A 13,080-nucleotide genomic window follows, 5' to 3' on the forward strand; every position below is an offset into this window, starting at 1 on the left:
TCAGGCAAAACTGACACTGCGCAGTAAGAAACCTGAGATGGTTCGACAGGAACTCTGGGGGCTGTTGGTAGCCTACAACCTGATTAGAATGATGATGCTGGATGCCGTAAAAGACATGCCGGAATTATCTCCTTCCCGCCTTAGCTTCGGTCTCTGTATGAGACATATCATTGTATTCTTCCTGACCACATTGCCGGAGACAGTAACTAAACTGCCCGCTCACTATGAATACCTAATGGAATCGCTGAGGATGATGAGGCTCCCTGACAAACGACCTGACAGGTATTACCCCAGAGTAGTGAGGAAAAGACCGACTAAATACCCCACAAAGAAAAATGCCAGTCAGCTTAACTGACTGGCATTACACAATCAGACGGCTTTAGTCATTGGCCATATTTGTTCAACCTTGGTATCTGCTTTCGCGCACCAAGGTTGAACACCCCCCCTGTTTTGGTGCACCAAAACGAATTCATTCTCACTTTTCTCTTACCTCAATAGTGTAAATGTTCATAAATTTTAATGGCTTACATTTCTGGCACGATGGGTGCTAATTAATCCGTGCAACAGCAACGTTGCTGTACAAAGCAACGGGTGCAAACACAAATGCGATGGCAGAGTGGAGTGCACAACACTTACCATAGGGTAAACAAATAGGATTCAGCGGAGAACGGTAAGGAAGCATCATCATCTCCGGCATTTATGGCAAGTGCATAATAATAAAAAATAAAGATGGTTTTATAAGCTAAAGCTTTTAATAAACCTCCCTTAAAGATGAGGTGTGTGAGCGGGAATTCCTGACTTACCATTAACAACTTGATGTGTTTGTAAGAACTCCGATATTACAAACACGGCAACGAAGCCCACCATGCTCGACGGTTAAACGTCGTACGCTGGTGGGTTTTTTTTTGGCTACGAGGAACACGTATGACTGGGTTAAAGACAACATCACTGCTAAAACGCTTTCGAACGGCGAGTGCTGGAGTATGTGCAGCACTTGCCGTCTCTGTAGCAAGTTTTTCTGCGAGTGTGGCAGCACAAGCGCCAGCGGTAGGCTGGCCTGAGAAGGAAGAACTTAAGTTTGGTTTTATCAAGCTAACTGATATGGCACCGCTTGCTGTGGCGTACGAAAAAGGCTTTTTTGAAGATGAGGGCCTCTACGTTACATTGGAAGCGCAAGCTAACTGGAAAGTGCTGCTTGATCGCGTAATCGACGGCCAACTAGATGGCGCTCATATGCTGGCTGGCCAACCCCTTGGTGCGACCATTGGCTTCGGCACGGAATCGCATGTGGTAACAGCGTTTAGTATGGACCTCAATGGTAATGGAATTACCGTTTCTAATGAAATTTGGGACAAAATGAAGGCCCATATTCCACAGGAAAATGGCAAGCCAGTTCATCCTATTAAAGCTGATTATTTAAAGTCAGTGGTTGATGAATACCGCAATGCTGGAAAGCCGTTCAACATGGGAATGGTATTTCCAGTTTCTACACACAACTACGAGTTACGCTATTGGCTTGCGGCAGGTGGAATTCACCCTGGATATTATGCGCCGCATAAAGGCGATACCGCGGGCCAAATAGACGCTCAGGCTCTGTTGTCAGTCACTCCCCCACCGCAAATGCCAGCGACGATGGAAGCCGGCACCATCTATGGGTACTGCGTAGGCGAGCCATGGAATCAACAGGCAGTATTCAAAGGTATTGGTGTGCCTGTGATCACCGATTACGAAATTTGGAAAAATAACCCTGAAAAAGTGTTCGGCGTAAGCCAAGGCTGGGCAGAAAAATACCCTAATACGCACATTCGCGTGGTTAAAGCACTCATTCGTGCGGCAATGTGGCTGGATGAGAATGACAATGCTAACCGCCCTGAAGCGGTAAAGATTCTTGCCAAGAGTAACTACGTAGGTGCGGATGAAAACGTACTGGCTAACAGCATGACAGGTACTTTCGAATACGAGAAAGGTGACAAGCGCGACGTACCCGACTTTAATGTGTTCTTCCGCTACAACGCTACCTACCCCTATTACAGCGACGCTATCTGGTATCTCACACAAATGCGTCGCTGGGGCCAGATTTCAGAAGCAAAGTCTGACGATTGGTATAAAGAAACAGCTAAAAAAGTCTACAAACCTGAGGTTTATGCTCAGGCAGCTAAAGCACTAATTGCCGAAGGTAAAGCTAAAGCGTCTGATTTCCCTGAGTTTGGAACGGAAACAGGCTACAAGCCGCCTCAGAGCGAATTCATTGATGGCGTGACGTTTGATGGAAGCAAACCTAACGCATACTTAGAGCAATTTAAGATAGGACTTAAGGGCGACACTGTACTGTAAGTGTCAGGTTCAATGGCCCCGCCTTCAGTTCTAACTAGGGCGGGCATAAACCGCGCAATAGCGCACATCATGTGTCAGGAGCAAGCAATGAGCAAGATGACAACCATTCTTCGCCTTCCATCGTCGCCGTCAAACGCCAACTCTTTGTTGAGCCGTTTATATCAATCCACGCCTGCGTTGCTGTTGCCTGTTATCGGCTTGCTAATGTTCTTGGCGATTTGGAATGGTGTTGCAAAAAGTATCGACACGTCGCTGGGGCAGTTCCCAGGGCCAGCACAAGTTTTTGAGCAGGCCGGTGCGTTAATTGACGAGCATATCGCACAGCGTGAAAAGGCGGATGCATTCTATCAACGTCAAGAAGCAAGAAATGCAGCGCGTGTAGCGCAAGACCCCACTTATCAGCCAAAAATCAGAGAGTTCACCGGTGCGCCCACCTTCTTTGACCAAATTTGGACAAGCCTTTACACCGTCATGGTGGGGTTCCTTATTGCATCGGTTATAGCGGTTCCTGTGGGAATATTATGTGGTTTAAGTAAATCTGCTTACACCGCAATAAATCCACTTATCCAGTTATTTAAGCCAGTGTCTCCATTGGCATGGCTGCCGCTGGTGACTATGGTAGTAAGTGCCCTTTATGTCAGCGATGACCCGGCGTTTTCTAAATCATTTGTCACCTCTGCCTTTACGGTTTCGCTTTGTTGTTTATGGCCAACTCTTATTAACACCGCTGTAGGCGTTTCCAATATTGATAAAGACCTAATCAACGTAAGTAAAGTATTGCGTCTTACGCCCTTTGCTCATCTCACCAAAATAGTACTTCCATCTTCTATTCCCATGATTTTTACAGGACTTAGATTGTCGCTTGGTATTGGCTGGATGGTACTGATTGCGGCAGAAATGCTTGCCCAAAACCCGGGCCTAGGAAAGTTTGTGTGGGATGAATTCCAAAACGGAAGTTCGGAGTCGCTAGCGAGAATCATGGTAGCAGTGCTCACCATTGGCGCTATTGGCTTTGTGCTAGACCGCTTAATGTTATCGATTCAGCGCGCTGTAAGCTGGGACAAGTCGAGCGTACTACGCTAATTTTGAGGAAAATTTTATGCACACTAAACACTTAGAGTTAGAGCAGGTAGGTATCGACTTCCCCACACCGAAAGGGCCATTTACTGCGCTTCAAGATGTGAATCTTAAAATCAGTAAAGGTGAATTTGTGTCGTTAATTGGCCATTCGGGCTGCGGTAAATCAACGGTGTTGAATATCGTCGCAGGTCTACATCAAGCTACCACGGGCGGCGTAATTTTAGATGGCGCAGAAGTGAAGCAGCCTGGACCTGAGCGCGCTGTAGTCTTTCAAAACCACTCTTTATTACCTTGGCTTACGGTATACAAAAATGTTGAACTGGCCGTGAAATCTACCATGCGAGACAAGAGTAAAACCGAGATGCGTGACTGGATCATGCACAACCTAGAGCTTGTGCACATGACCCACGTCCTTGATAAATTACCCAGTGAAATATCAGGTGGTATGAAACAGCGAGTAGGCATTGCGCGAGCATTGGCAATGGAACCAAAAGTGCTGCTAATGGACGAACCGTTCGGTGCGCTAGACGCCCTGACTCGCGCTCATCTTCAAGACTCGCTCATGGAAATTCACGCTGACTTGGGCAACACGGTTATTATGATTACCCACGATGTGGATGAGGCAGTATTGCTATCTGACCGCATTGTTATGATGAATAACGGCCCAGCGGCCACCATTGGCGAAATTCTAGATATTGAGTTGCCGCGTCCACGAGATAGATTAGCACTTGCAGATAACAAGCAGTACAACCAATACAGACATGAAGTCTTAACCTTTCTTTACGACAAACAAAAGAAGGTTGAAACCGTTTCGTCACGCGCAAACCAAGCGCCAACTACTAACAAACAATCGCAACAACAAGCAAAACCCAGCGGGGTGTCATCTGAAAAAAAAGACGCTAAGAAATCAGATGCCGCCTAGCTTTATCGGCACCTGACTAGGGCGGAAGCCTTTTCCGCCACCAACCAAAACCAGTACTTTTCAACCGGCATTCTAATGCTGGCTGGGTAAGTTTTGACTTCTGGGCCTGTTGGCCTTTGTTGTACAAGTTTTGGTCTAAATGGAAGCCTTTTAATCGCGAAACAGTCCTGCAAGCCTAGTGGGCTAAGTTAAAGGACTGTGACAAAGAGTAAAAGGCTTCCATAACGACCCCTTCGGGCAGCGCCTGTGTGCCATCTATACTGCGTTGAATGTTTTCGATTTAGAACCACTAAACCGTCAAACATCCGCCTTGCCTAGATGGCACACAGACCGCTGCAAAAAATGTACAGCAAAAGCCAGCAGGCCCTCATCAATACCAATAGGGGATACACATGAATACGTTACAAAACTTTGGCATCAAGATGCTGGCGGCATCTGTTATGACAGTACTAGGCGGCAGCGTAATGGCTGCCGATATTCACGCCGCCCTTAGTGATTCAAAAGCATGGGCGGACCTGAATTTACGTTATGAATCTGTTGATCAAGACAATGCATTAGAAGATGCAAGTGCACTGACTTTGCGCACCCGTTTGGGCTTTAGCTCGGGTAGTGTTAATGGCTTCTCGTTTACTGCCGAGGTTGAAGATAGCCGCATTGTATTGGGGCAAGATGAGTTTACTGTGGGGCCTACTGGCTTTAACGTGGGTGAGTACTCGGTCATTGCCGACCCTGAAACCACCGAAGTTGACCAAGCTTTTATTCAATATAAGACGGATAATTTTACCGCCAGAGTAGGGCGCCAAGTAATTACACTTGATGACCATCGATTTGTTGGCCACGTTGGCTGGCGACAAGACCGCCAGACCTTCGATGCGGTAAGCGCAAAATATGCGGCGACCGACAATCTAGCGCTATTTTATAGCTATCTGTACAAACGCAACCGTATTTTCGCAGAAGCGGCAGATTTAGATTCTAAAGATCATATTCTTCATGCCACCTATACATCTAAAATCGGTAAATTTGTGGCTTATGCTTACCTATTAGAGGTGGACAACGATACAGACAACGCGTTGGATACATATGGTGTGAGCTATGATGGAAAGATGAAAAGTGACAGCGTGAATTGGGCTTACGGTGGTGAGTTTGCCACGCAATCAAGCGAAGCTGGCGCGGGCGAAACGGCCACCGACTTTGACGCCTCCTATCTAAATGCGTATGTCGCAGCCACGTTTTCTGGTGTGACGGCTAAGGTCGATTTCGAAATACTAGGTTCTGACGATGGGTTGTACGGTTTTGCAACGCCGCTAGCTACGCTGCACAAATTCAACGGTTGGACTGATCAGTTCTTGGGCACGCCAGCACAGGGCTTAAAAGATCTTAAGTTATCTCTATCAGGTGGGCTAGCCGGTGGTAAATGGCTTTTGGCTTACCACGATTTCAGCGCTGACGACAGCAGTAACGGTGCTGACGATTTAGGCAGCGAAATTAATGTGCAGTATACGAAGAAGTTTGCAGGTAAGTACAATTTTGGCATTAAGTACGGTACTTACGATGCGGGAGATATAAAGGTGGATACCAATCGCTTCTGGATGTGGATTGGTACACGCTTCTAATTGCAATACACTATTACAACGTTATGTTGTAATTAATACTACAGGTCTGGCTGAGTCGTTACTGACTTAGCCAGCCTTTTTCAACGGCCACATCAAGCTGCTGCATAACGTAGTCCCATAAAGCCGGTGCGCAAGATTTAAGGTGAGCATTACGCTTCTCAATTTTCTCCCTTGCAATACCGTGACGCTTCCAGCTTCCTCCGTTGTCTTTCATATTTTGAAATACGGGAAGTACGCGGTCCATTGATTTTGCAAATTCTGCATCGGCGGTTTCCGCTGCTTCAAACTCAAGCCATAAATCGAGCATTTCACTACTAAGTGGACTCGGCAATAAACCAAAAATGCGCTTAGCGGCAGCTACTTCTTTCTCGGCTTGTGCGTCGTGATCTGTTTGATGATTGAAAGCAAACATGTCGCCAGCATCAATTTCCACAATATCGTGAATAAGGATCATGCGAATAACGCGGGTCACATCTATGGGTTTAGCCGCATATTCGCTTAGCATATTTGCCATTAATGCAACATGCCAGCTGTGCTCTGCGGAGTTTTCCTGTCGATAGTTATCACAGGGGAGGGTGATCTGGCGCTTAACTGCTTTTAGCTGGTCAAGTTCACAGATAAAGTCAGCAAAGTCACTTACTGCATACATTGGGATGCTCCAAGGCGTAAAAATGGGCGCCTGAGCGCCCATTTAATTATTCAAGGTCTAATGAGTGTATTGGTTATTAACCAAATTATTTTTGCTCAGATAGCCACACGATTAGGTCAGCGATGTCGTCGAAGGTCATGTCAGCAGTGAAAGTAGGCTGATATTTACCGTTGATAATAAAGCTTGGCACACCAGTTAGGTGCTCACGATACTCATCAATTTGCTGTTGATTCTTGCGCACCATGCTATTTACGCCGAAGCTTTTAGCCATTTTGTCAAACTCTTCACCGTCTACACCGTTTACAACGAAGATATTGCGAAGGTCTTTCAAGCCAGTGATAGATGCACGTTGCTTGTGGATATAGTTAAAAATAGCGCCGTTCATCGCGTCTTCTTGCTTCATAGCGCGCGCAATTAGCATGGCTTTAGTTGCATCGTCTTGAACTTCTGGTCCAGTAAAACGCATAAAGTTTACATGCACCTTATTGAATTTCGTGCCGTCGCTTTTCTTTTCTTTAATTTGCGCAACGATAGGTTCGAACTGGAAGCAGTGAGGGCACCAAAATGAGAAGTACTCAGTAATAACAGGCTTATCTGTGGCTTCTTTATCAAGCACAGTATAGTGCGTACCTTCTTTCCATTTAGACGCTGGCTCCTGAGCGCATGCTGTTAGTGGCAAAAGCATTGCCATGACAAACATTACTGCAAACTTTTTCATGGAATATAATCCTATGTTCAAAAAACTATTATCGATACCGAGATTATCACAGGCTTGTTCGCTTAACTAGGACCTGTTCTACTTCAATGCCTTACTACGCGACAAGCTCACTAAAAAACGCGACTCAAGTTTTAGGTAAATGCAGTATTTTATATACGCATGATGAACAGAGTCTGAATCATCAGGTCCTAACAGAAACTCAAAGAAAAAGGGCTATAACCATGTATAGCCCTTTATTGTTTGTTGATTTCACGTTGAGTTTTGCCTTTAAGCAACGCTCAACAGAAGGTTCATTAACGTTACATCACTTACATGCTGTAGTTAACTGAAAGTAGAGCGCGACGCTCTTGGCCTGCATAACCTACAATGTCTTCATAATCAGTATCAAATACATTGTCGACCTTCAACGAGACCTGCCACTGCTTATCTATCTGATAGCCTAAATTAACGGTTGCAAGCGTATAGGCTGACAGCGCCAGAGTCTGAGACGAATCAGGGAAAGGAGGGAAGAAGGTGTCGTAATGACTCCCTGTGTAAGCTAGCTTGGTGTAAAAGCTGAACTTCTCCGTTCCAAAGTCAGTGTTGTAGGTTAATGAGCCTTGGTGACGGGCACGACGCAGTTCAGTGGTGGTTATACCATTGTCGGTTTGTTCCGCATCTAGATAACTATACGCTGCGGTAAAATCACCATAGCCACTGTCCCAGTTAAGTTCTAGATCAATACCTTCTCGTGAGCTTTCACCGTCGATATTATCGGCACTATATGCACCCAAGTCTGACACAAATACGAAGCCATTGATTTCATCTTCAAGGTCGGTAGTGTATGCGCTGATTTGTGCAGACAGTGATTTCCAGTTTGCCTTAACGCCTATTTCCCATTCTTCACTGGTTTCAGGTTCTAAGTTTGGGTTGCCGATGAAGCTTGCAGGGAAGTAGCCAAAGCGCTCGGTGAAGGTGGGGGTTTTAACAGCTTTACCATAGCTGGTAAAAACAGCGTAGTAATCGTTAAGCTGCCACGTAAGGCCACCGCGATAACTTACGGCATTGTCGAACTCACTGTTGTTGTCGAATCGTGCGCTTAGTGTTGCGGTTAGCGACTCGGTTAGCTGGCCATTTGTCTCGGCAAATACGCCATAAGTATTGTCGTGCTGCTTCTGGTTCGGATCGCCAAATGCAATTGGGCCGCGCTGGGTAAAAAGGCGCTGTAGGTATTCAACACCGCCAGCAAAATCCCAGTTATCCATGGTATAGAAACCTGTCCAGTTTAACTCTATGCGCTCACCAGTGGTGCCGCCAGTGTCTGCACCTGACTCGGTGTTATCGTTATTGTCTTTGCGATAATGCGCACTTAGCGCTGAGCGATAACCTGTATTTTCCGGAGCAAATTCCCATCTTAATTTCGCACTAATTTGTGAACCATCCGTCACGTTATCTGAGTCAGCAGGAAGGCCTGTCGTCACAAAATCAGTGCCGTCGTAATCATTCTCGTACTGAACCGTGCGAAGGTTAGCTATTAACGTATGCTCCGACGTTGCGGCATAATTAATATTAATACCAGCGGTCATGTTATCGTAGCCATCATCTTCGTTACCAACACGAGATACGTTGTCGCCGTCGGTGCGAATGTAGCTGGCGTATGCTGAAACACCCACGTTATCGCTTTGCGAGCGCGCGTTCATGCTGCCCTGCAATGTACCTTGTGTGCCAACGCCAGCAGAGAAGTCTACGTGTGACGCATTATCGGCAAACTGGCCTGACTTCGTAGTAATGCTCAATACACCACCGATAGCGCCGCTGCCCCATCTTGCGCTTTGCGGGCCTCGAAGAAGTTCTATGCGCACCACGTTTGTACTAGTTAAGTGAGCAAGGTCAACCAGGCTTCCTTGGCCTACGTCGTTGGCAACAACGCCATCAATTAAAACAAGTAGATGGTTGGTTTCACCGCCGCGCACGCGCAGCTCTGTTAAGCCACCAGGACTGCCTGACTGAGACAAGCTAACGCCAGGTAGGCCGCGAATTAGATCGGTAAGTTGAAGTGCGCCCGAAGCTTTAATGTCGCTTTCAGTTAGCACCGAAACTGAACCAGGAAGTTTGGTTAACGAAATAGGCAAACGCGTGCCTGTTACTGTTAAGGTTTCAATATCTTGGTCAGAAGTTTGAGCAAAGGCAGGTGTGCTTAAGCACGAAATAACTGCAGCGCTAAGGGCTGCTTTAGTAAAATGTGTACGCATGGTTTTTATGTTGTCTTTGATGCGCTCCACCCGAGCACATGATTAGGGAAAGTGCACGTTTTTGCTTAATTATGGATGTGAGCAAGCAAACGACACCATGAAGTACAGGCCGGTATCCGGGCTTACTCACCATTACTAAAAATGTAATAGCTCTTTTGCCTTCCCATCTAATGGCGTTAAATACCTAACGCATAAAAGACAGTGGCGTATGAAAAGAAAACGACAACGCGTTGAGTTTACCGTTGCGGGGGCAGCATCAGTTTTTCACTGATTTCCCGTTTAACCCTTGTCGCCGTAGTTAATACCAATCCGCATAGATAATTGCCCACTCAGAAGGCGCTGGCAAGCTTCATAGCAAAGCGTGGGAATTCAGGAATGGCTGTTCCCTTTCAAATTCCCAGAATGCAGCTAGGAAGCTTGCCAGACCTTCCCGAAGGGCGAGTTTAAAATGTTCGTACTCTTTGTTGTGTTACCTTGATGTAGAACCACTATACCTACGGTAACACGCCGCGATTACGAACATTTTAACTCTCGCTGAGTGGGTAATTATCTATGCGGACTGGTATAATACGGAGCTAGACAAGAGCACCTACACACTGTCGATTATATCTAAGTTAAAAAGTGATAGCGAATACGGTTTCTTATACCTTACGCTTTTTCGTAACCGCCATAAGATTATCGACAACGGTCATCGAAAAAGCGTTTTTTCAGCAGTAAAGGAGCTGGCTCAATATCCTAATTTCAGTGGAGGCTCTTGAAGGGCCGATAGCTGTTCTTTCAGAGCAAGTATTTGGCCTTCCCAGTATTTGTCTTCAGCAAACCAAGGAAATGCCCGCGGAAAAGCAGGGTCTTCCCAGCGTCGTGAAAGCCATGCCATGTAATGCACCATTCGCATAGCGCGCAGGGGCTCAATAAGTGGCAACTGTGCAGTGTCAAACGGGTGAAACTCCTCGTATGCTTCAACCAAAGTATCGAGCTGCAATAGCTGTTGCTGACGGTCACCGCTTAACATCATCCACAAATCTTGAATAGCGGGCCCCATACGGCAATCATCAAGATCAACGAAGGTCGGACCGTCGCGCCATAGTATATTGCCCGGGTGGCAGTCACCGTGGAGTCGAATACTCGATGTTGGCTTGTAAGCTTTTTGGGTGGCTTCAATCACAGGATTAAGTATGGCGAAAAAAGCTGTTTTTAAATGCTCTGGCAATAGTGTGCTTTGAGCAAGAACTTGCTTTGGCTCGTTGAGATAACTTTCAATGTCAATCGAAGGGCGGTGCATAAAACCTTTCGCTGATGCAACGCGATGAATACGGCCAATGAAACGCCCCATCCATTCGAGTTGATCAAGGTTGTCATTTTCGAATTGTCTACCGCCCACCGAAGGAAATAACGCAAATCGATAGTCAGTTTCGGCCACGGTGTGATGATGCAGCGTGCTGCCATTGAGAGAAATGGGCGCAGCCAATGGAATTTCGTTATCGATTAGCTCTGCAGCAAACGCGTGTTCTTCAAGAATTTGAGCGTCGGTCCATCGACCTGGGCGATAGAATTTTGCTACATAGCGCTGACCGTCTTCAGCCAAAAACTGGTAGACGCGGTTTTCATAACTATTTAGTGCTAGCAAACCGCTTTGAAGAAAAATGCCCTGACTTTCCAGGGCATCTAATATGGTATCTGGGCTAAGCCCAGAGAATGAAAAATCTGTCATCGATAAAGGAACTTAGTTGGCTCATCAACGGTAACCGTTTCGCCATCAATAGTGGTGGTTACACTGATAAAAATATCGGTAACCGTATCTTCCAGATTATAGGCGTCAGTTGCAACTGAAATTGGCGTGCTATACACCGCACCGCCTTCAACTGTTACAGTTTGCTCACCAATGTACTTGTAGTCAGGCAAACCTTTTACAGCAATAGAGTAGGTTTGGGTTTGCTGAGTTTTGTTAAGTACTTTTATTGTATAAACGTTCTCAATTAGCCCTTCATTCGTTTCGCGGTATAGCGAGTTTCTGTCGCGGATAATGTCAACTTCGGTGGGGCTGCGCATCCAAATATTGGCAAACAGCAAGCCTATCATCACCACTAAAACCACAAAGTAACCAATTAACTTTGGACGTAAAATGTGAGTCTTACCGCCAGCTAGTTCTTCTTCAGAAGTAAAGCTGATCAGGCCTTTAGGATAACCCATTTTATCCATAACACCGTTACAGGCATCAACACAGGCGCCGCAGTTGATGCATTCGTATTGTAAGCCATTTCGAATATCGATACCGGTTGGGCATACCTGAACACACAGGTTGCAGTCTATACAGTCGCCTAACCCTTTTTCTTTTACTTGCTCGTGACTAAGTTTGCGTGGTCGCGGGCCGCGTTGCTCTCCACGCTTTGCATCGTACGATACAGTAAACGTGTCTTTGTCGAACATGGCAGACTGAAAACGCGCATACGGGCAAATGTGCGTGCACATGATTTCGCGCATGTAGCCAGCGTTTCCGTACGTACATACGGCAAAGAAAATAACCGATAAACCTGCCCAGAAGCTGGTGTTAAATGTTACAAAATCGATAAACAGTTCATCAATTGGCGTAAAGTAGCCAACGAAGGTTAAAGCCGTTAACAGCGCTACCAATACCCAAGCGGTGTGCTTAGCTGTTTTACGCAAAAATTTATCTGCATCCATTTTGCGTGCATCTAGCGCTATACGCTTGTTGCGCGGGCCTTCGAATTTCTCTTCGAACCACGTATAAATGTATACCCACGTTGTTTGAGGACACATAAATCCACACCACACTCGACCAGCGAAAGTGGTGACGAAGAACAGCGCAAAGGCGGAAACAATAAATATATAGGCCAGTAAAGTGAGATCTTGAGGCCATAAGGTTAGAGAGAATATAGTAAATCGCTGCTCACCAATATCGAGTAGCACGGCTTGATGCCCGTTGTACTGAATCCATGGAATGATGGCAAAGAGGCCCAAAAAGAAAAGGCCAAACATGCGTCTAAACGTCTCCAGAGGGCCTTGTACAGCCCGCACATAAATACGGCTACGAGAGTCGTGGCGTTTACCCTCAGGTCCACCTTTGGGTTTATGTACTTTTACCGGTGTAACGGTCTTTACCGGTATTTGTTCATTCATAGCTTAACCTTATGTGACGTAACGAACTGCCTGTGCAGTATAACTGCGTTCAAAACGTCATATTAAATGTAGATCAATAATGCGGCGTATGGTGTATCTTTTTAAAGTTTCAGTCAATACTGAAACTTCAGAACGTAAGTCGTTTTTTGTTTTGATTTCCTCAGTCTATGTAACTTTGTAAATAGTTAAATACAGCTACGTGAATAATGAGGATTAATATAACGGCCAGATGCCATTTGATGCCCAACATCGACGATTAGGCTTTACCTACTATACATGAGTATAGTTTGCTGTATTTACAGGTAAACCGATATGACCCTATTATCGTCGATAATAATGTGGTCAATTACCGTTTGAATCGTGTACAGTGAGCATTGTGAAAATGTAAATTGGCA

9 protein-coding genes, 1 pseudogene and 1 riboswitch are annotated in these 13,080 nt (G+C 45.8%); of the genes and pseudogenes, 5 read left to right on the forward strand and 5 right to left on the reverse strand.

Annotation, left to right across the window (positions count from 1 at the left end; all coding sequences use genetic code 11):
- The 5 genes and pseudogenes from MHM87_RS17260 to MHM87_RS17280 all read left to right on the forward strand — a co-directional run.
- Window positions 1–355, forward strand: a pseudogene (locus tag MHM87_RS17260) (IS4 family transposase); the annotation flags it as partial.
- Window positions 356–924: 569 nt separating this feature from the next.
- Window positions 925–2,334: a CmpA/NrtA family ABC transporter substrate-binding protein gene (locus tag MHM87_RS17265; protein ID WP_239260382.1), complete on the forward strand. Its 1,410-nt coding sequence runs from the start codon at window positions 925–927 to the stop codon at window positions 2,332–2,334.
- A gap of 87 nt (window positions 2,335–2,421) precedes the next feature.
- Window positions 2,422–3,417: an ABC transporter permease gene (locus MHM87_RS17270; protein WP_239239795.1), complete on the forward strand. Its 996-nt coding sequence runs from the start codon at window positions 2,422–2,424 to the stop codon at window positions 3,415–3,417.
- 16 nt (window positions 3,418–3,433) lie between these two features.
- A complete protein-coding gene (locus MHM87_RS17275; RefSeq protein ID WP_239260384.1) occupies window positions 3,434–4,336 on the forward strand; it encodes an ABC transporter ATP-binding protein in 903 nt (300 codons plus the stop codon).
- A 392-nt stretch (window positions 4,337–4,728) separates the two neighbouring features.
- Window positions 4,729–5,949 (forward strand): alginate export family protein, encoded by a 1,221-nt coding sequence (locus tag MHM87_RS17280; RefSeq protein WP_239260386.1) that lies wholly within the window; start codon window positions 4,729–4,731, stop codon window positions 5,947–5,949.
- Between the two features lie 58 nt (window positions 5,950–6,007).
- Here MHM87_RS17280 and MHM87_RS17285 read toward each other — a convergent pair whose 3' ends face one another.
- The 5 genes from MHM87_RS17285 to ccoG form a co-directional block, all read right to left on the reverse strand.
- Window positions 6,008–6,598, reverse strand: a complete 591-nt coding sequence (locus MHM87_RS17285) for an HD domain-containing protein (protein WP_014948247.1) — start codon at window positions 6,596–6,598, stop codon at window positions 6,008–6,010.
- Window positions 6,599–6,683: 85 nt separating this feature from the next.
- Complete coding sequence (locus MHM87_RS17290; RefSeq protein WP_014948248.1) at window positions 6,684–7,316, reverse strand: thiol:disulfide interchange protein DsbA/DsbL; 633 nt, start codon at window positions 7,314–7,316, stop codon at window positions 6,684–6,686.
- Between the two features lie 308 nt (window positions 7,317–7,624).
- Window positions 7,625–9,547, reverse strand: coding sequence for a TonB-dependent receptor (locus MHM87_RS17295; RefSeq protein ID WP_239260388.1), 1,923 nt, complete (start codon window positions 9,545–9,547; stop codon window positions 7,625–7,627).
- Window positions 9,548–9,636: 89 nt separating this feature from the next.
- Window positions 9,637–9,871, reverse strand: a riboswitch (cobalamin riboswitch).
- A 403-nt stretch (window positions 9,872–10,274) separates the two neighbouring features.
- Window positions 10,275–11,258 (reverse strand): serine/threonine protein kinase, encoded by a 984-nt coding sequence (locus MHM87_RS17300; protein ID WP_239260390.1) that lies wholly within the window; start codon window positions 11,256–11,258, stop codon window positions 10,275–10,277.
- Window positions 11,255–12,685 carry a cytochrome c oxidase accessory protein CcoG gene (ccoG, locus tag MHM87_RS17305; RefSeq protein WP_014975671.1) on the reverse strand — a complete coding sequence of 477 codons (1,431 nt, stop codon included), beginning with the start codon at window positions 12,683–12,685 and terminating at the stop codon, window positions 11,255–11,257. Before ccoG ends, MHM87_RS17300 begins: the two co-directional genes overlap by 4 nt.
- Window positions 12,686–13,080 lie beyond the last annotated feature (395 nt).

This window comes from Alteromonas sp. Cnat3-28, from assembly GCF_022348265.1.
In the GTDB taxonomy this organism is placed as follows: Bacteria; Pseudomonadota; Gammaproteobacteria; order Enterobacterales; family Alteromonadaceae; genus Alteromonas; species Alteromonas macleodii.